General features: G+C 69.8%; 16 protein-coding genes. 15 read left to right on the top strand and 1 reads right to left on the bottom strand.

Translation table 11 applies throughout. The features are described from left to right. Positions 1 to 70: 70 nt before the first annotated feature. From QSU92_RS04015 to QSU92_RS03945, 15 genes are all read left to right on the top strand, one after another. Positions 71 to 1315: a M24 family metallopeptidase gene (locus tag QSU92_RS04015; RefSeq protein ID WP_289264900.1), complete on the top strand. Its 1245-nt coding sequence runs from the start codon at positions 71 to 73 to the stop codon at positions 1313 to 1315. Between the two features lie 134 nt (positions 1316 to 1449). After that, a complete protein-coding gene (locus tag QSU92_RS04010; RefSeq protein WP_289264899.1) occupies positions 1450 to 2055 on the top strand; it encodes an Lrp/AsnC family transcriptional regulator in 606 nt (201 codons plus the stop codon). 188 nt (positions 2056 to 2243) lie between these two features. After that, positions 2244 to 3425 (top strand): pyridoxal phosphate-dependent aminotransferase, encoded by a 1182-nt coding sequence (locus tag QSU92_RS04005; protein ID WP_289264898.1) that lies wholly within the window; start codon positions 2244 to 2246, stop codon positions 3423 to 3425. A gap of 2 nt (positions 3426 to 3427) precedes the next feature. Further along, positions 3428 to 4465 (top strand): LLM class flavin-dependent oxidoreductase, encoded by a 1038-nt coding sequence (locus QSU92_RS04000; protein ID WP_289264897.1) that lies wholly within the window; start codon positions 3428 to 3430, stop codon positions 4463 to 4465. Then, entirely contained in the window at positions 4462 to 6096 is a 1635-nt protein-coding gene (locus QSU92_RS03995; protein WP_289264896.1) for a DUF885 family protein, read from the top strand. The genes QSU92_RS04000 and QSU92_RS03995 overlap by 4 nt, the downstream gene beginning before the upstream one ends. A gap of 194 nt (positions 6097 to 6290) precedes the next feature. Then, positions 6291 to 8081, top strand: a complete 1791-nt coding sequence (locus tag QSU92_RS03990) for an ABC transporter substrate-binding protein (RefSeq protein WP_289264895.1) — start codon at positions 6291 to 6293, stop codon at positions 8079 to 8081. 49 nt (positions 8082 to 8130) lie between these two features. Continuing rightward, positions 8131 to 9978, top strand: coding sequence for an ABC transporter ATP-binding protein (locus QSU92_RS03985; RefSeq protein WP_289264894.1), 1848 nt, complete (start codon positions 8131 to 8133; stop codon positions 9976 to 9978). Next, on the top strand, positions 9975 to 11030 hold the full coding sequence (locus QSU92_RS03980) for an ABC transporter permease (RefSeq protein WP_289264893.1): 1056 nt from the start codon (positions 9975 to 9977) through the stop codon (positions 11028 to 11030). The genes QSU92_RS03985 and QSU92_RS03980 overlap by 4 nt, the downstream gene beginning before the upstream one ends. After that, positions 11027 to 11986, top strand: coding sequence for an ABC transporter permease (locus tag QSU92_RS03975; protein ID WP_289264892.1), 960 nt, complete (start codon positions 11027 to 11029; stop codon positions 11984 to 11986). Before QSU92_RS03980 ends, QSU92_RS03975 begins: the two co-directional genes overlap by 4 nt. A gap of 18 nt (positions 11987 to 12004) precedes the next feature. After that, positions 12005 to 12379, top strand: coding sequence for a PPOX class F420-dependent oxidoreductase (locus tag QSU92_RS03970; RefSeq protein ID WP_289264891.1), 375 nt, complete (start codon positions 12005 to 12007; stop codon positions 12377 to 12379). 16 nt (positions 12380 to 12395) lie between these two features. Next, entirely contained in the window at positions 12396 to 15320 is a 2925-nt protein-coding gene (locus QSU92_RS03965) for a WD40/YVTN/BNR-like repeat-containing protein (protein WP_289264890.1), read from the top strand. After that, entirely contained in the window at positions 15290 to 15568 is a 279-nt protein-coding gene (locus tag QSU92_RS03960; RefSeq protein ID WP_289264889.1) for a hypothetical protein, read from the top strand. The genes QSU92_RS03965 and QSU92_RS03960 overlap by 31 nt, the downstream gene beginning before the upstream one ends. Before the next feature lie 14 nt (positions 15569 to 15582). Then, positions 15583 to 16632, top strand: coding sequence for an extracellular solute-binding protein (locus tag QSU92_RS03955; protein ID WP_289264888.1), 1050 nt, complete (start codon positions 15583 to 15585; stop codon positions 16630 to 16632). Between the two features lie 20 nt (positions 16633 to 16652). Then, a complete protein-coding gene (locus tag QSU92_RS03950; RefSeq protein ID WP_289264887.1) occupies positions 16653 to 18245 on the top strand; it encodes an ABC transporter permease in 1593 nt (530 codons plus the stop codon). After that, positions 18242 to 19333: an ABC transporter ATP-binding protein gene (locus tag QSU92_RS03945; protein WP_289264886.1), complete on the top strand. Its 1092-nt coding sequence runs from the start codon at positions 18242 to 18244 to the stop codon at positions 19331 to 19333. The genes QSU92_RS03950 and QSU92_RS03945 overlap by 4 nt, the downstream gene beginning before the upstream one ends. Here the strand turns inward: QSU92_RS03945 and QSU92_RS03940 are convergent. Continuing rightward, entirely contained in the window at positions 19281 to 20045 is a 765-nt protein-coding gene (locus tag QSU92_RS03940; protein WP_289264885.1) for an HpcH/HpaI aldolase family protein, read from the bottom strand. The two genes, QSU92_RS03945 and QSU92_RS03940, sit on opposite strands and share 53 nt — an antisense overlap. Between the last annotated feature and the right edge of the window lie 36 nt (positions 20046 to 20081).

The raw sequence follows: 20081 nt of genomic DNA, 5'->3' as shown, positions 1-20081 counted from the left end.
TTCAAAGCATTCCGGCCGTACACGTGACAATCGCTAGCCAAGGCGCGGTCAGATGAGGCAGACTGTCCTCATGCTCACCACCGATTCCGCGTCGGGCACCGACATCCTCTCCGCTCCCTTCGATCACGCTGCGCGGCAGCGCCGGCTCTGGGAGAAGATGGACGCCGCCGGTGTCGACGTGCTGTTTCTTCCCGCCTCACAGTCCGACCTGGAGTACTTCACCGGGGTGCCCAGGCGTGCGCCGTCGTTCGGGAACATCGGCTACACCAATCACTGGATCTCAGGGGCCTTCATCAGTCCCGGCGAAGAACCGCTGTTCGTCCTCACGCGCCACTTCCAGGAGTTCGACCTCCCCGAGGGGGTGTCGGGCGAGGTGGTCACCGCCACCGAGAGCGACGACGGTCGCGAGGTGTTCCGCCGTGCTTTCGACAGCTACCGCGCACGCACGGGTGCGGTGGCGATCGGCGCACGTCCGACCGACGAGCACTGCGCGCACGAGGGCGTGAGCTCTGAGCGGATCGCGCTGGCCGGGCGCACGTGGGCCGAGACCGCCGTCGAGCTGCGCAACCACCGGCCGGACGCCGACTTCGTCGTGGCCGATGGTCTCATCGGCGAGATCCGGCGGATCAAAGATGACCAGGAGATCGCCCTCATGCGGCGGTCGGCCGCGATCGTGGATCACGTGATGCAGGCGGTGGCGCCGCTGGTCGTCTCGGGGGTGACCGAGCTCGATCTCGCCGCCGAGGTGGATCTGCAGATGCGGCGCCTGGGGTCTCCCGGCGCCTCGTTCGACACCGGGGTGTGGGCGATGGGGCCGGCTCTCGGCCGTGACGCCTCGGTGCGGGTGTCGACGAACACCCTCGGCCCGGGGTCGGGTGTGAGCTTCGACTTCGGTGCCATCACCCGCGGCTACTGCTCAGACTTCGGACGCACGGTCCACATCGGCGATCCGAACGAGGAATACCTCGAGGTCTACGACATCGTCATCGCCGCCCAGGAGGCCGGGCGCCGGGCCGCGGTCGTCGGGGCGACGGGCGGCGATGTCCACCGCGCAACCCGCGCGGTCATCGAGGATGCCGGATACGGAGACTGGTTCCGTCACCGCACCGGCCACTGCATCGGGCTCGATGTCCACGAATTGCCCTACATCTCCGAAGAGGATGAGACGCCTCTGGAAGCAGGAATGCTCTTCACCATCGAGCCGTCGGTCTTCTGGCCGGGCCGGGTGGGGGTGCGCGTCGAGGACGTGTTCCTGCTCTCCGACGGCGGCTGCGCGTCGATCAACGATCACCCCAACGCGCCCGTCGTCAACTGACCTGCGGGGGCGCTTCCCTCTTGTGGCGCCCCCGCAGCCCCTCGCGTGCCGCTGTCACCCCGGCGGACGCCGACCGTATGCTCGATCCGACAGTGATCGACGAAGACCATCATCACGACCAGACAAGGAACGGCATGGCCCGATCATCCTCGCCGGAGGAACCGCCGGAGGTGCGCACGAAGCGCTCGCCCATGTCGAACATGACGCGCGAGGTCGAAAAGCCTCATCCGGTCGTCGAACTCGACGAGATCGACCGGAAGATCCTGTTCCTGCTCAGCGACGATCCTCGGGTGTCCCAGCGCCAGCTGGCTCGCGCCGTGGGGATGTCGCCCCCGGCGGTCGGGGAGCGCATCGCGCGTCTGGAGCGGCAGCAGGTCATCCGTGGCTACACGACGGTCGTGGACTGGTCGGCGCTCGGCTACCCGGGACTGGTGTACATCCCGATGACGCTCGCGACCGACGCGGACCTCGGCGAGATCCTCACCGAGCTCCGGTCGATCTCGGAGCTGACCGAGCTGGTCGTGGTCACGGGCAGCTTCGACATGATCGCCCGGTTCCGCATCCGCGACCACGCCCACCTGCAGGCGCTCCTGCTCGATCGGATCTGGCCGATCCGCGGGCTCCAGCGGATCGAGACGTTCCTGAGCCTGGGCGAGGTCATCCGCGAACGCGCGGTGCGCGAGCTCCTCGAGGGCTCTGTCGACGACGCCGCGGACGACTCGGGCGACGACGCCGCCTGACATCCCCCCCGAACCCGCCCGGCCACGCGCTCCCGGGCGCTCGCGGGTGCGCGATGAGGAATCCAATTGTTCGGGATTTCCCGTAGGATTCCTTTCGATAGGAAATGTCAATGCATCGTGATGTTTACGAATGAATGAGACTGACGGACAGCGACGTGCGTCAGCACCCCTGTCGGAAAGGACCTGAGATGCTACGCACCGCCATCCCGGCGTCGCACCTGCCGCACTCGGGCATCCGCGAGATCGTGGACCTGGCGCTGGGTTCGTCATCGCCGATGATCCGTCTGGAGATCGGGGAGCCGGACTTCCCGACGCCCGCACATGTCATCGACGCCGCCTTCGAGGCGGCACGGAAGAAGACCTCCTACGTCCAGACCGCCGGCATCCCGGTGCTGCGCGAGGCGATCACCGACCGCCTGGAGGCCGATTACGGCGTGCGCGCCCCGATCGAACGCGTTCTGATCTCGCACGGCGCCGTCCAGGCCGTCGACGCGGTGATGGCCGCGGTGGTCGCCGCCGGTGATGAGGTCCTCATCCCCGACCCCGCGTGGCCGAACTACGAGATGCAGGCCACCCTGCTCGGCGCGACGCCGGTGCACTACGGTCTGCGTCCCGACGATGCCTTCCAGCCCGACATCGCCGAGATCCGCGCCCTCGTGACGCCCCGGACACGGGTGATCGTGATCAACTCGCCGAGCAACCCCACCGGCGCGGTGATGCCCGCCGAGACGGTGGCGGCGATCGTCGAGTTCGCCGTCTCCCGCGACATCCTCGTCATCAGCGACGAGGTCTACGACGAGATGGTCTTCGACGGCGGCCACACCACGGCGGCGGCTCTCGCCCCGCACAACGTCGTGTCGGTGTTCAGCTTCTCGAAGACCTACGCCATGACCGGGTGGCGCGTGGGGTACGCCCTCGTGCCGGGCTGGCTCGCCGACACCGTCGTGCGCATCCTCGAGCTGCAGTCCTCGTGCGTGTCCAGCGTCACCCAGGCGGCGGCGCTGGCGGCGATCACGGGTCCGCAGAAGATCGTCGCCGAGATGCGCGACGCCTACCGTCGGCGTCGGGATCTGGCCGGCGGCATCCTCGCCGGTGCGGGCATCGAGATCGTTCGTCCCCACGGTGCCTTCTATCTGATGCTCCCGCTCCCGGGCGACATCGATGCGCGCGCCGCCGCGCTCGAGCTCGTCGCTCACGGTGTCTCCTTCGCCCCGGGCACCGCCTTCGGCCGCCAGGTCCCGCACCACCTCCGGGTGTCGCTCGCGGCCGCCGACGCGACCATCCGGGAGGGACTGGCACGCTTCCTCGCGTGGCGGGAGGCCCATCTCGCGCTGCCGGCCGGCTCCGGTCTCACGGCCCGAGGAGTCTGACGGTGTCCGAAACGCTGTCGGCTGTCGCGACCGAGAAGCCTCTCAGCTTCAGCCTGCGCGTCAACAACGACCTCGAGCTCGAGGCGTTGAGCGCCATGGCCCTCGCCGCGGAGGAGGCGGGGATCGACCAGCTGTGGATCTCCCATGACCTGATGCTGCGCTCCGCGCCCGCGCTCCTGGGTGCGCTGTTCACCCGCACGACGCGCATCCACCTCGGCATCGGCATCATGAATCCGTACTCCGTCCATCCGGCCGAGCTGGCGATGACGGCAGCGACCCTGCAGGAGATCTCCGGCGGGCGGTTCCTGCTCGGCCTCGCGGCCGGCTCGGGGGAGTTCCTGTCATGGATCGGGATCGACCAGCCCACGCCCCTCACCGCCACCCGCGAGGCCCTCCGGGCTGTGCGCGCACTCCTGTCCGGCCGGCGGCCGATGGACGTCGCCGGGGCGGGGGAGGGGTGGACCCGTGACGCCTACCTGCGCCTCGCGCCGACGTCGGTGCCCATCTACATCGGGGCGATGAGCCCACGGATGCTGGGATTCGCCGGCGAAGAGGCCGACGGCGTCCTTGCGCTGCTGTTCCCACCGGAGCACTTCACCACCGCTTCGGCCCTGGTCGCGGACGGCGCGCAGCGCGCAGGCCGCACGATGGCCGAGGTCGACATGCCCGCCTGCATCTGGCTCTCGATCGACGAGGATCGTCGTTCGGCAGATCGCGCCCTCGCCCGCAAGCTCGCCTACTACGGCGGGGCGTTCTCGCCGTACCTCCTCGAGCGGGCGGGCCTTCGCGCGGAGGACTTCGCCCCGGCGCTCGACGCCCTCCGCGACGGCGATGAGGATGCCGCGATCGACACCATCACCCCGCAGATGCTTTCTCTCGGCATCTCCGGGGACCCGGACACGGTCATCCGGCGGTGCCGTGATCTGATGGCCCGCGGTGTCGACCATCTTTCCTTCGGACCCCCGCTCGGCCCCGATCCCGTCGCCGCGATCGAGCTTCTCGGTCGCCGCGTCCTTCCCGCCCTGAGGAGCACCCCATGAACGACGCCCTGATCGCGCTCTCGGACGACATCGAGGAGTGGGCGCGCCGCGCGGCATTCCGTTCCTCCGACGACATCCCACGCCTGCGCCGCGACCCGCGGTGGGTGCCGGACTTCACGCCCGCCTCCATCGAGGAGCGTCGCCGGGCGGTGGCGGACTTCCGCGGACGGCTGGACGCACTCGAGATCGAAGACGGCGACGTCGCCGGTCAGGTCGATGTGCGGCTGCTGCGCTCGGTGCTGAACAGGATGGAGTGGGACACCGACGTGCTCCGCAACTGGGAACGCGATGCGGTCTTCCTCGTCGGTCAGATCCTGGGTCCCTGGTTCGACCTGCTCCTGCCGCGGCCTCCCTTCTCGGGCGATGTGCAGCAGGGGCTCATCGAGGTCGCCCGATCGATCCCCGAGCGGGTCGCACTGGCCGAGGAGAACCTCCGGCGCGCCGGGGTGGCCGACCTGGCCCGCGTCGCCGCGCTCGAGCTCCGCGGCATGCGCGAGCGCTTCGCCGCCTCCGTCGAGGCCCTCGACGGTGTCGTCGCCGACGAGGTGCTCGGCGAGCTGCGCCTCCTCGCGCCGGCCGCCGGTGACGCGCTGGCGAGCTTCGGCGAGTGGCTGGACGCCGAGGCGTCGGGCTTCGCCCCGTCGGTGCCGGTGGGCCGGGGGAAGTTCGTGTGGTTCCTGCGCAACATCGCCCTCATCGCCGAGGAGCCGGAAGAGCTGGTCCGCGCGGCCCTGCAGGACTACCGGCGCGCGGTGCTCGCCGAGACCGTCACCCGCAACCGCTTCCGAGACCTTCCGTCCGATCCGATCGCCGCGACCATCGACGACCAGGTCCAGCGACAGATCGCCCAGGAAGCCGACGTGCGAGCCTTCTCGGAGCGAGAGGGCCTGCTGTCACAGCCCGACGGCCTGCAGCGATACCACGTTGCCCCGATGCCGGCCTACCTCGAGCCGATTCGATTCCTCGGCGTGACGGACGACCTCACCGACCAGGACCGGCTCGATCAGGACGGGGTGTCGTACATGCCACCGCCCCGGCCGGATCTGCCCTACTTCTACGCTGCCAATGCACGCGACCCCCGCTTGGGGATCATCCACGAGGGCGCCCACTACAAGCAGCTCGCGCTGTCGTGGGCGAATCCGGATCCGGTGCGCCGTCGCTATGTGGACTCCGTGGCGAACGAGGGCATCGCCTTCTACAACGAGGAGCTGATGCTGCTGGCCGGGCTCTTCGACGACGCCCCCCACTCCCAGGAGGTCGTCCACAACTTCAATCGCCTGCGGAGCCTGCGCGTCGTCGTCGACGTGAATCTCGCGACGGGTGCCTTCTCCCTCGACGAGGCCATCGACTTCTTCGTCCGCCTCGTCCCGATGGACGTCGAGACGGCGCGCGAGGAGTGCGCCATGTATCTGGCGACCCCGGGACTGGCGATGTCGTACCACGTCGGAAAGCAGCAGCTGCTGCGTCTCGTCACGGACGCGATGGTCGCCGAGGGGGAGAGCTTCTCTCTGCAGCGCCTCCACGACCGCGTATGGCAGAACGGCAATGTGCCCTTCTCGCTGCAGCGATGGGAGATCCTCGGGGATCGGAGCGACCTGGACACCATCGAGGCGACCCTCGATCCGGCGTAATCGAATTGGTATCGAATGTAAGGTGAATTTGGCATTAGGCTTGTCAAAGCCAAACTTCACGCAACGAAGAGTGATTGTTTGCAAAACTGAAACACACGTGGCCGTGCGTTGAAACACAGTCGCGTCACGGTGTTCACAACCCCTTCGGCGCCCGTGCGGAGGGAAAGCCGACGAAACGCATGAGAGGAAACACCATGCACAAAAGATCACGGCTGGCGGTCATCGCCGCAGCCCTCGCGCTGCCCGCGCTCGTCCTGAGCGCGTGCTCCAACCCCGGGGGAGGCGAGACTGACGCATCCGGCGGCGACGACGCCGCGACCGGCGGGACCCTGCGCCTGGCGGGCAACTCCGATGTCCTCTATCTCGACCCCGCCGCATCGTACTCGGCGCCGGACTACCAGATCCACCGCGCCCTGACCCGGACGCTGTTCGCCCACGTCCCGACGGGTAACGACACCGGCAACACCGAGATCGTGCCCGACCTGGCGCTGGAGATCCCGACCGAGGACAACGGCGGGATCTCCGAGGACGGCACGGTCTACACGGTCGAGCTGCAGGAGGGCGTGGAGTTCGATGCGCCCGACGGCGCCCGCGAGGTCGTCGCCGAGGATGTCGTGCTCGCGGCGAAGCGCATCTGCAACCCGGTGTCGCCCTCCAACGCCCTGAGCTACTTCACCGACACCATCGTCGGCCTCGCCGAGTACTGCGAAGGCTTCGCCGAGGTCGAGCCGACGGTCGAGGCCATCCGGGCCTACATCGAGGGCAACGACGTCGAGGGTGTCCGTGCCGTGGACGAGCGCACCGTCGAGTTCACCATCACGCAGCCGGCCGCGGACTTCATCGACATCATGGCGCTGGGTGTCTTCCTCGCGCCGCAGCCGGTGGAGTACCTCGAGTACCTGCCCGACTCCCCGGAGCTCCGTCAGAACATCATCTCCACCGGTCCGTACCGCATCGCCGAGTACGTTCCCGAGGAGAGCTTCACCCTCGAGCGCAACCCGGTATGGAACGCCGAGCTCGACCCGATCCGCGACGCGAACGTCGACGCCATCGAGATCTCGATGGGTCAGGACGCCGCCGCTGTGCAGCAGCAGCTGGAGGCCGGCACCGTCGACATGCAGTGGGCCGACACGGTCACCCCGACCGCCTCGGTGCCGGCGCTGATCGGCGCGAACGACGAGCGTCTGGTCATCGGCAGCGACGGCGCGATCCGCCCCTACGTCGTGATCAACACCCTCAGCCCGAACGCGGACGGCGCCTACGGCAATACCACCGTCCGTCAGGCCTTGAACTTCGCCATCGACCGCGCGGCGTCGCAGCAGATCCTGGGTGGCCCGGGCCTTGCCGAGGTGGCAACCCAGATCCTGCCCCCCGAGGTCTTGGGAACCGAGCAGGCCAACGTGCTGGACGTGCCCGCCGAGGGCGACACCGCGCGCGCGCAGGAGCTGCTGGAGGAGGCAGGCTACGCCGACGGTGTGCCCGTCAAGCTGCTCTACCGCGAGACCGAGCCGTACGCCTCGCTCGCCACGGCGATGCAACAGGACCTCGAAGCCGCCGGGTTCCAGGTGGAGATGAAGGTCACCACGCAGAACGCCTTCTACAGCGAGTTCCTGCTCAACCAGGACATCACCGAGGCCGGCGAGTGGGACATCGCGCTGGCGGCGTGGAGCGCCGACTACTTCGGCGGCCGCCCCTACCTGGTGCCCATGCTCGACGGACGCGGCTACGAGGCCGGCTCACCGAACTTCGGCGGCTGGAACAACGAGGAGTTCAACACCCTCGTCGACGAGGCCCTCGCGGCCGAGACTCCGGAACAGGCGAACGAGCTGTGGATCGAGGCCGATGCGGTCGCGACCGAGGACGCGGCCTGGGTCCCGATCGCCTTCGCTCGCACCCCCGTCTTCCACTCGGAGCGGGTCGGCGGGTTCGAATGGAACGCGTGGACCAACAACGGCGACATGACGAAGGTGTTCCTCGACGAGTGATCGTCGAGGAGTCCTGAGAATCACGAAATGAGAGAGAAGGAGGTGCCACGTGTTGCTGAGCGTCGAGGATCTTGATGTGTCGTTCGACACGGGAGACGGTCGACTACACGCGGTGCGTGGCATCTCCTTCGATCTCGACCGGGGAGAGACCCTCGGTGTGGTCGGAGAATCCGGTTCGGGCAAGTCCGTCAGCACGCAGGCGATGGTCGGGCTCTCCAGCGGCGCGATCGTCTCCGGACGGGCCCTGTTCGAGGGACGCGATCTGCTGACGATGGGCGATGCCGACCTGCGCTCGATCAGGGGGCGCGAGATCGGCATGGTCTTCCAGGACCCGCTGTCGTCGCTGCATCCGCAGTTCCGCGTCGGTGCCCAGATCGCAGAAGCCATCCGGGTCCACGAGCGCACCTCGCCGAAGGCACTGCGCTCGCGGGTCATCGACGTCCTCGATGAGGTCGGGATCCCCGATCCCGACAAGCGCGTGGACGACTACCCGCACCAGTTCTCGGGCGGCATGCGGCAGCGCGTCATGATCGGTCTCGCCCTCGCGCTTCGACCGTCGCTGCTGATCGCGGACGAGCCGACCACGGCGCTGGATGTCACGGTGCAGGCGCAGCTGCTCGAGCTGATGAACCGTCTCCAGCGTGAGCACGGCACGGCCATCCTCATGATCACCCACGACCTCGGGGTCGTCGCCGGCATCGCCGACCGCGTCATCACGATGTACGGCGGCCGGATCGTCGAGCGCGGCTCCCGCACCGATGTGCTCGCTCGGCCCCACCACCCCTATACGCGGGGTCTGCTCGGATCCGTCCCCCGTGTCGGCTCCCAGCGCACGGTGCTCCAGGCCATTCCCGGCAATCCGCCGAGCCTGCTGATCGACCAGCCCGGCTGCCCCTTCGCCTCACGGTGCGCGTTCGCGCACGCCGAGTGCCTTCCCAGATTCCCGGAGGAGAAGCAGATCGCGCCGGGGCACGGTTCGGCCTGCGTTCTTCCCATCGAGAACGCCGGCCCCGTCATCCTCCCCGTCATCGAAGACGCCCAGGCCACCGCGAGTGCGGACCGAGAGATCCTCGCCCGGATCGCGGACGTCCGGATCACCTTCCCCGGGGCCCGAAAGGGTGTCCTGGGCCTGAAGTCCGACACCGTCGTCGCCGTCGACGGCGTCAGCCTCGACATCCCGCGCGGGGGAACCCTCGGCATCGTGGGTGAGTCCGGCAGCGGCAAATCGACCCTCGCCCGTGCATTGACCGGGCTCATCCCGCTCACCAGCGGCCGCGTCGAGTTCGAAGGTCAGGACATCTCCACGATGCGGCGCGCAGAGCGGCGCGCCCTCCGTCGCGATGTGCAGATGGTCTTCCAGGACCCGTACGGTTCCCTCAACCAGCAGCGTCGCGTCGGGTCGATCATCGCCGATCCGCTCGTCATCCACGACCAGACCGAGGGCAGGGGCCTGCGCCCTCGCGTCCAGGAGCTGATGGAGCTCGTGGGTCTGAACCCGGAGCACTACAACCGCTTCCCGGCCGAATTCTCGGGCGGCCAGCGCCAGCGCATCGGCATCGCCCGGGCGCTCGCGCTGAACCCCAAGCTCATCGTGTGCGACGAACCGGTCTCGGCGCTGGACGTGTCGATCCAGGCGCAGATCCTGAACCTCCTGAGCTCCCTGCAGGACGAGCTCGGACTCACCTACGTCTTCATCGCCCATGACCTCGCCGTCGTGGAGCACATCGCCGATGTGGTGGCCGTGATGTACCGCGGCGTGGTGGTCGAGAAGGGGACGGTGGACGAGATCTACCGCTCGCCGAAGGAGGAGTACACCCGTGCGCTGCTCGACGCCGCACCGCACGTGGACGCCGCCCTCGACGGTGGCGGGATGTTCGCGAAAGGTGGAGAGCGATGAGCGGGTCCGGACCCACGGATGCCCGCGTGGCGGCGGAGCACGAGGAGGAGGCCGAAGCCGCCGAGGCGAAGGCCGTTCCGGGGCTGACCCGGCAGACCGCCGTCGCGGCGCGCAGTCCCCTCCAGCTGGTCTGGAGCAGGCTGCGGCGCGACCGCACCGCGATGATCTCCGCCGCGGTGATCATCCTCGTCATCCTCGCAGCCGTCGCCGCGCCCCTCGTCGCCGCCTGGGTCGGTCATGGCCCGGACGAGCAATTCCGCGATACGGGGCTGTCGGAGTTCGGCGCACCCGTCGCGCCGGGGCCGGAGTTCCTCTTGGGCACCGACAACCTCGGCCGCGACGTGCTGGTGCGTCTCGTCTACGGTGCGCAGGTCAGCCTCATCGTCGCCTTCGCCGCCACGATCGGGGCCCTCGGGATCGGCACTCTCGTCGGGCTGATCGCCGGATTCCTCCGCGGTTGGGTCGACACCGTCCTCACGTGGCTGATGGACACCACCCTCAGCCTCCCCCAGCTCCTCTTCGCCATCTCTCTCGTGGCGCTGGTCGGGCCGTCCCTGACGACCACGGTGATCGTGATCGTCCTGTTCTCCTGGGCACCGATCGCCCGCGTCGTGCGGGGACAGGTGCTCTCGCTCCGCGAACGCGAGTTCGTCGAAGCCGCGCGCTCGCTCGGGGCGTCGAACTGGCGCATCATGCGCGTGGACGTCCTCCCCAACCTGCTCGTGCCGATCCTCGTCTACGGCACCCTGCTCATCCCGCAGGCGATCGTCTTCGAAGCGACCCTGTCGTTCCTCGGTCTCGGCGTGCTGCCCCCGACGGCGACCTGGGGGAACATGCTCTCGATCGCCTCTCAGGGATCGCTCTACACGATCGCTCCGTGGCTGGTCATCTTCCCCTCGGCGGCGCTGCTGTCGGTGACCCTCGCCTTCAACCTCCTCGGCGACTCGATCCGCGACGCGCTGGACCCGCGGCAGACGCTCTTCGCCGGTCGCCGCCGTCTCGCCCGCCGCCGCGCCGCCAAGCGCGCCGCACGGAAGGCCGCGCACGCATGATCCGCTTCCTCAGTCGCCGGGTGGTCTCCGGCATCCTCACCCTGTTCGCGATCAGCGCGATCATGTTCCTCCTGTTCTATGTCGCGCCCAACGACCCGGCGCGCACCATCGCCGGCGTGCAGGCGACGAACGCCCAGGTCGACCAGGTGCGCGAGCGTCTGGGACTGGATCTGCCGATCCTCGAGCGCTACGCGATCTACATGGGCGGACTGCTCAGAGGCGACCTCGGGTACTCGTTCTTCAACCAGCAGCCGGTCCTCGACTCGATCGTCTCGCGCTTGCCCGAGACCGCCTCGATCGCGATCGGGGGGCTCGCGATGGCGCTCCTGATGGGCATCAGCATCGGCATCGGCGCCGCCCGGCGGCCGGGGTCCTTCCGCGACCGGGTGAGCACCGTGTTCGTCCTCAGCGGTCTGAGCGTCCCCACCTTCGTCGTCGGTCTGCTCCTGCTCTACGTCTTCTTCTTCCAGCTGACGGTGCTGGGGCTCCCGCTCTTCCCGGCCGCGGGGTACGTGCCCCTCACCGAGAACCCCTGGGAGTGGGCGCGCCATCTGATCCTCCCGTGGATCACCGTCGGCTTCGTCTCGGCGGCGACTTACGCCCGCCTCACGCGCAGCCAGCTCGCGGGGGTGCTCGGTGAGGACTACATCCGCACCGCCCGCGCCAAAGGTCTGAGCGAAGGCGCGGTGGTGTACCGCCACGGCATGCGGAGCGCCCTCACCCCTGTCGTCACCCAGGTGAGCCTGGACATCGCGGTCCTCATGGGCGGCCTCGTCGTGACCGAGCAGATCTTCGGGATCAACGGCATCGGGCGGCTGGCGATCCAGTCGGTCACCCGCGGCGACCAGCCGGTCATCATCGGGACGATGCTGCTGGCCTCGCTGTTCGTGGTGATCTCCTCGATCCTGGTCGACATCGTGTACGCGCTCCTCGATTCGCGCGTCCGCGTGAAGTGAGATCCAAGAAAGGTCAACATGCTCGACGAGCACACGCGCGCCCTCGCGAAGGGCAAGAACTTCGCCTCGCTCACGACGCTGCGAAAAGACGGATCGCCCACCGCCCAGGTGATGTGGGTCGATTGCGACGACGAGCACATCCTCATCAACACCGAGGTGCACCGTCTGAAGTACCGTCATATGAGACACGACCCCCGGGTGGCGGTGCTGATCATCGATCAGGCGAATCCCTACAGCTACGCCGAGGTGCGGGGCGAGGTGATCGAGTTCATCCTCGGCGATCGCGCGCGCGCCCACATCGACGAGCTGTCCGAACGCTACTTCGGCCGCTCCTACATCGCAGAGCAGATCGAGAGCGAACGCGTCATCTGCAAGATCCGGCCCTATGCGTGAGCGCGAAGGAGAAGGCATGACCCGTTCGAGCGAGGACCTGGCCGCCGAACTCGGCCCCGACGTCATCCGCTGGCGCAGCGTCGGACCATCCCGCGGAGGCCGCGTCGTCGCCGTCGCGGGTGATCCCTCCGACCGCTCCCGGTTCTGGATGGGCGCGTGCTCCGGCGGTGTCTGGATGACCGACGACGCCGGCCAGTACTGGAAGCCCATGTCCGACGGGTTCCTCGAATCCGCCTCGGTGGGGGCGATCGCCGTCGCCGACGCCGATCCGCAGGTGGTGTGGGTGGGAACGGGTGAATCCTTCGCCCGCAACAACGTCGTGCCCGGAGACGGGGTGTATCGCACCGTCGACGGCGGCCGGACCTGGCAGCACCGGGGGCTCGACGCCACGAAGCACATCGCCAAGGTCCGGGTCGATCCGCGCGACGCCGACGTCGCCTTCGTCGCGGCGCTCGGAGACGTGTTCGGCCCCTCTGCCGAGCGCGGCGTCTACCGCACCCGCGACGGCGGCGACACCTGGGATCTGGTGCTGCACGTCTCAGATCGCGCCGGGGCCGCCGACCTCGTTCTGGACCCGGCGAACCCGCGGGTCGTGTACGCCTCCATCTGGCAGATGGTCCGCCACCCCTGGGACATCGTCTCGGGCGGAGAGGACTCGGGCCTGTGGCGATCGCGCGACGGCGGCGACACCTGGGAGCTGATCTCGGATCACCCCGGCTTCGCCACGGGCCTGCTCGGACGGATCGGCATCGCTGCCAGCCCGGCACGGCCGGGTCGGGTGTGGGCGCTGGTCGAGGCGATCGGGGGACAGGGCGGTGTCTACCGATCGGATGACGCGGGCCAGACCTGGGCGCACGTGTCGACCGAGCGATCGGTGCAGGGCCGACCCTGGTACTACAGCCACATCATCGCGCACCCCACCGAGGCCGACACCGTGTGGTGCATGAACACGTGGGCCTGGCGATCGCGCGACGGCGGCCGGACCTTCCAGCAGGTCCAGACCCCGCACGGCGACAACCACGACCTGTGGATCGACCCCAGCGACCCGCAGCGGATGATCAACGGCAACGACGGGGGCGCCTGCGTGAGCGTCAACGGCGGGATGACCTGGTCGTCGATCTACAACCAGCCGACCGCGCAGTTCTACCGGTTCGACGTGGACCACCGGTTCCCGTTCGACCTGTACGCCACCCAGCAGGACAACTCCGGCATCCGGGCGCCCTCGCGCTCGTGGAAGGGCGCCCTGCGCTGGCCTGACTGCCTGGAGCTCGGCGAGGCCGAGGCCGGAGACGTGGCCCTGGACCGCTCCGACCCTCGATTCGTCATGCTGGGCGGCGCGGGCTTCGGTCACCCCGGTCCGCTGCTGCGCTTCGATCAGGTCACCGAGCAGGCCCGCGACGTGGCGGTGTGGCCCGAGTACTTCATGGGCATCGGTGCGAGCGAGATGAAGCACCGGTTCGGGTGGACCTACCCGATCGAGTTCTCGCCGCATGAGCCGGGGGTGCTCTACGTCGGCGGCGAGCGGGTCTTCCGCTCGCCCGACGGCGGGATCACCTGGCAGAGCATCAGCGGCGACCTCACCCGTGACGACCCCGCCAAGCAGCAGCCGACCGGCGGCCCGATCTCGGGCGACTCCACCGGTGCAGAGGTCTACTGCACGATCCACGCCTTCGCCGAGTCGCCGCTCACCCCGGGCGAACTGTGGGTCGGAACCGATGACGGACGCGTCCACCTCTCCCGCGACGGCGGCGGCGAATGGACGGAGCTGTTCCCGGCGGGGCTGCCGGAGTGGGCGACCGTGACCCGGATCGAGCCCTCCCACCACCAGGTCGGGCGGGCGTACCTCACCGCGCACGCCTACCGGCTGCAGGACCTGCGGCCGCTGGTCTACCGGACGGATGACTTCGGCGCGACGTGGGAGGCGATCACCGCCGGCATCCCCGAGACGGAATGGGCACGCAGCATCCGCGAGGATCCTCTGCAGCCCCACCTGCTGTTCGTGGCCACCGAGCGCCGGGTGTGGTTCTCCGTCGACCGGGGAGCACCTGGGCGAGCCTGCGCGGGAACATGCCCTCCGTGCCCGTCTACGACATCAAGGTGCGCGACCACGAACTCATCGCCGGCACGCACGGGCGGGCGTTCTGGATCCTCGACGATCTCGCACCGCTGCGCGAGATCGCCGAAGTGGCATCCGACGGTCTCCACCTGTTCACCCCGCCCACGGTCTACCGCTACCCCACACCGGACGGCTTCGACATGCCCGGCGAAGGCACCTGGGTGGGCGGCTTCCCGGGGGTTCCCCTGGGCGGCGCGACCTTCACCCGTCGTCACCTGCCGGACGGCAGTGCCGAGACGGTGTGGCTCGACGGAGGGAAGAACCCCCCGAACGGCGCCCAGGTCATGTACCGCCTGCCCGCCGAGGTCTCGTCCGTCACGATCGCCATCGCCGACGCCGAGGGGCGGACGCTGCGCACCTTCCGCTCCGCTGTGCCGGACGATCGGAAGCTGCCGCCCGCCGAGGTGCCCGCCACCGACGCCGGAACGCACGCCTTCCTGTGGGATCTGCGCGTGGAACCGGCCCTCACCGCGCCGGGTGAGGACGGGCGACGCGGGGTGGTCTATCCCGGGCCCCGCGTGGCACCCGGGCGTTACACCGTCACCATCACCGCCGATGGCGAAAGCCGCGCGCAGGACGTCGTGGTGCATCGCGACCCCCGCGGAGTGGCCGACGACGACGATCTGCGTGAGCAATACCTGCTGCTCCTGCGCATCCGCGACCTGCTGCAGCGCGTCGCGGAGGGCATCGGCACGTCCACTGCCGTGCATGACGTGCTCTCCGGACTCTCCCGTCGCCTGGGCGATCATCCGCTCACGTCGCGCATCGGCGAGATCTCCGACGAGGCTGACGCGGTGCGCCGAATCCTCACCAACCCCGACATGAAGGATCACAACGACGCGCTGAAGATGGCGGCGGGCCTCGAGCAGAAGATCGTGCTCCTGCCGGAGATCGTCGTCGAGCTCTCCGACACCCGCCCGGTGCCGGGAGTGTACGAGGTGCTCGACCGCTTCGAAGCCGAGGCCGATGACGCACTCCGGCGCCTGGCCGCCCTGCGCGCGGACGCACTGCCGCAGCTCGATGCGGCCCTGCGCGCAGACACCACCGTCCCCCTGCTCGGACTCAGCTTCTAGGAGACTCTCTGCTCATGCGTGCCCGCCGTTTCGCCGTTCTCGCGCTCGTCGCCGTGCTCGCCCTCACCGGCTGCGCGACGGGAAGCGGTGCCTCCGGCGGTTCCTCGCCGACGGACCAGGCCTCGTCGCTCGGGGGAGCCGATCTCGTCGTCTACGTGGGTCGCAACGAGGACCACGTGCGACCGCTCGTCGAGGAGTTCGAGCGGCGCACCGGGCTCGACGTCGACGCGCGGTACGGCAGCACCGGCGAGCTCGCCACGACGATCCTGCAGGAGGGGGCGTCCTCTCCTGCCGACCTCTTCTTCACGCAGGACCCCGCCTACATCGGAGCGATCTCTGAGGCGGGGCTTCTGAGCCGGCTGCCCGAGGACGTTCTGGACGCCGTCGTTCCCGGGATCGCCGGCAGCGACGGCGACTGGGTCGGCGTGACGGCTCGTCGGCGGGTCTTGGCCTACGACCCGGCGACGACCCCGGCCGATCAGCTGCCGGACGCGATCTCGGAGCTCGCGGAGGAGCCATGGCGGGGGCGGGTGGGGCTGGCGCCCACCCACAGCTCCTTCGTCTCGTTCGTGGCGGCCCTGGTGGCGATCCGCGGCGAGGGCGAGGCGCTGACCTGGCTGGAAGGCATCGCCGCCAACGATCCGCAGATCTTCGACGGCAACGAGGAGCAGCTGCGAGCGATCGCGGCGGGCGATCTGGATGTGGGATTGGTGAACCATTACTACGTCCACCGGCTGCAGGCCGAGGACCTTGCCTTCCCGGTGCGCAACCACTCTTTCACCCCGGGTGACGCCGGCGACGTGCTGATGCCCACGGCCATCGGCCGCCTGACCGGTGGTGCGCACCCCGACGCCGCCGTGGAGTTCGTCCGGTTCCTCCTCGGAGACCAGGCTCAGCGCCACTTCCTCGAGGAGGTCGGCGAGTACCCGCTCGTGCCCGGCATCGGAACACCAGATGGCGAGCGACCTCTCGATCCGGAGCTCATCGCCGCCATGAACCTCGCCGAGGTGGCCGGGAATCTGGATGTCGCCACCGACCTGATCGCACGGGCGGGTCTGATCTGACCCGTGTGAGACCGGCGACGGTGAAGGGGGACCCGTCGGTGCGCGGCGGCCCGACGGCGAGGGGCCGAGTCGCGACGATCATCGCGGCGGTCGTCGTCCTCGGACTGAGCCTGCCGCCGCTCGTCGTCCTGCTCGTGCAGGGTGCGGCGGGGGCGGGTGCCGAGACCGTCCCCGTGGGACGGCTGCTGGTGCTGCTGGGAAACACCCTTCTGCTCGCCGCCCTCGTCGTCACCCTCTCGCTGCCCATCGGCTCGGCCACCGCGTGGCTGACGTCGCGGACGACCCTTGCGGGTCGGCGGGTCTGGGCGACGGCGCTCACGATCCCCCTCGTGCTCCCCGCGTACGTCGTCGCGGTCGCTCTGTCGGGGATGTTGGGCGGGGACGGGCTGCTCACCGATCTGCTCCGTCCCTGGGGGCTCGAACGCCTCCCGCCGGCCGCGGGGCTCTGGGCGGCGACGCTCTGCCTGACCATCGTGGCGGTGCCCATCGTCCACACCCTCGCCACCGTGGCGCTCTCGCGGATGGACCCGGCACTGGAGGAGACCGCGCGGCTCCTCGGTCAGAGCGGCCCGAGGCTGTTCTTCCGTGTCGTCCTCCCGCAGCTGCGCGGCACTCTCGCCCTCGCCGCCTGCGTGGTCGCGCTGTATGTCATCTCCGACTTCGGCGCGGTGTCGATGCTGCGCTACGAGACCTTCACGCGGGCGATCTACGCGCAGTTCCGTGGGCGGGTCGAGGTCGGCCCGGCGTTCGCGCTGTGCCTCATCCTGGTCCTGGTCTCGGGTGCGCTCATCGCCGGACAGGTGCTGCTGCGCGGCCGGCACCGTGCCGGCGCGGCGCACACCCGGCCGGCCGCCGTTTCGCGGCTCGGACCGCTCGGCACCGCGATCGTCTCGACGCTCCTCGGAGTGGTCGTGCTCTTCTCGACCGTGCTCCCCGTGACGACGCTGGCCGCCTGGGCGCTGCGGGGACTCGCGGCGGGCGCGCGGCCGGGTCCCGTCCTGGAGGAGGCGGTGAACGCCCTCGGCCTGGCGCTCCTCGCGGGAGCGGTCACGACGCTCCTGGCGTTTCCCATCGCGCTGGCGGCCCGGCGACGCAGCAGATTCACGAGGGTGCTGGAGGGCGTGCCGTGGATCACCCACTCCCTGCCGCACCTCGCGGTGGGACTGGCGATCCTCGTCCTCTCCATAGCCGGTCCGCCGGGTCTCTACCAATCCCGCACCACGTTGGTCCTCGCCTACGCCGCGCTGTTCCTCCCTCTGGCGATCGGACCACTCTCCGAGGCGCTCCGCAGCGTCGACGAGCGTCTTCTCGACGTCTCGCGCTCGCTCGGACGAAGTGAGATGCGCACCCTCGTCGGCGTCGTCCTGCCGCTGGTCCGCCCCGCGATGCTGACCGGCGCGACGCTGGTGTTCTTCGCGACGCTGCACGAGCTGCCTGTGACGCTGCTCCTGCGTCCGACGGGGTCGGAGACGCTCGCGGTACGACTGTGGGGTGCGATGATCGAGGGGCAGTACACCACTGCCAGCATCGCCGCACTTCTCATGGTCGTCATCAGTGTCCCCCTCCTCGCGCTTCACGCGCGATCCCAGGTGCGCGTGAGCGTGGCGTCGTGAGCGTCGCGGCGCTGGACGCGCGCGGACTCGTCCGCCGCTTCGGCGACGTCGTCGCCGTGGACCACGTCGATCTCTCGGTCCGGCAGGGGGAGCTGGTCGCCCTCCTCGGACCCTCCGGTTGCGGGAAGACCTCGATCCTGCGCCTTGTCGCCGGCCTCGACCGCGGTGAGGGGAGCGTCGACATCGCCGGGGTGCGCATGAGCGGGGGTGCGCGTTTCGTGCCGCCCGAGGCGCGCGGGGTCGGGCTCGTCTTCCAGGACAGCGTCCTCTTCCCCCACCTCGACGTCGCCGGAAACGCCGCCTTCGGACTGCGCGGAGCCGATCGGATGACGCAGGCGGGTCGCATCCTCGACCTCTTGGGGATCGCCCACCTCGCGGCGCGGATGCCGTCGGAGATCAGCGGCGGCGAGCAGCAGCGTGTGGCGCTGGCGAGGACCCTGGCGGCACGGCCGGCGCTCGTGCTCCTGGACGAGCCCTTCTCGCATCTCGACGCGAGTCTGCGCGAACGCGTCCGTGAGGAGACCGTCGCGGCGCTCCGCCGCACCGGGACGTCGGCGCTCATGGTCACCCACGATCAGGGCGAGGCGCTGGCCGTCGCCGATCGCGTGATGGTGATGGGGGCCGGCCGGATCCACCAGACGGGAGAGCCCGCAGAGGTCTACCGGCGCCCCGCGGACCGGTTCACCGCCGAGTTCGTCGGCCGATCCACCCTCGTGCCGGTCCGGGTGACGAGGCCGGGTGTCGCGATCACCCCGCTCGGTGACGTCGCCGTCGACCCCGCGACCCCGCTGGGCGTGCGTCTGGCCGTGCTCCGGCCCGAATCGGTGTCGCTCACCGATCCGGAAGCCGGTCTCGGGGCGACTGTCGTCCGCGCCCTGTTCCGCGGCGCGGACCGGCTCGTACGCCTCGTCCTCCCGGGCGGAGGCGAGATCGAGGCCGTGACGTCCGCCGACCTCAGCCCCGGTGATCGGGTCGGAGTGAGGGTGACGGGAGTGCTGGCGACCGTCGCGGAGGATCGACCCGACGCCGCCCTCATCACGCCTCGGGTGACGGACCCGCCGGAACGGGCAGCGAGCGCGCGGCGCTGATGAGCTCGGCGCCGGCGGCGGCGATCACCTGGGTGTCCACGGCCACCGCGACGCTGGTGAACCCGCGGCCGATGAGATTCTCTGCCGCGGCAAGACCTCCTGCGAAAGCGCCCGCCACCGTGCCCGCCTGCCGGCACGCCGCCACGACGGTGTCGAGCGGATTGCCGGGCGACCGGTCGGCGAGGAGGTCGCCGACCGTGGTGCCCAGGGCCAAGGCGAGGTCGAAGGGGCCGACGAACACCTCATCCACCCCGGGGGCTGCGGCGATCGCGACGACGTCGGCGACGGCGCGCGCGGTCTCGACCATGACGGCGCACCAGACGGCCCGATTCGCCGTGACCGGGTCGATCGTCGCTTCCCCCCGGTAGGCCGCCAGAGGACCCCACGAGCGTTCTCCGAGCGGGGGGTACCGACTGGCGCGGGCGGCCGCGATCGCCTCGTCGCCGCTCTGGACCATCGGCACGATCACACCGCGCGCCCCGGCGTCGAGGGCGCGACCGATGAGCGCGGGCGAATTGTGCGGAACGCGAACGTGCACCGGAACCCGTGCGGCGCCGGGGATGGCGGCGATCAGTGCGGCGTCGTCGTAGAGCCCGTGCTGGCCGTCGAGGACGAGCAGGTCGGCGCCGATGCCGGCGAGGAGCGATGCCGCGGCGGGGACGCCGAGCATCGACCAGGCGGCCAGGCGCACCGGGGCGGGGGAGGAGGTCACGGCCCGACTCTACTGAGGAGCCGTCATCGGCGTCGC

Origin of the sequence: Microbacterium sp. ET2 (genome assembly GCF_030347395.1) — a bacterium.
GTDB lineage: Bacteria > Actinomycetota > Actinomycetes > Actinomycetales > Microbacteriaceae > Microbacterium > Microbacterium albipurpureum.
The sequence above is the reverse complement of the archived record's forward strand: the minus strand, read 5'-3'. Positions and strand labels throughout refer to the sequence as shown.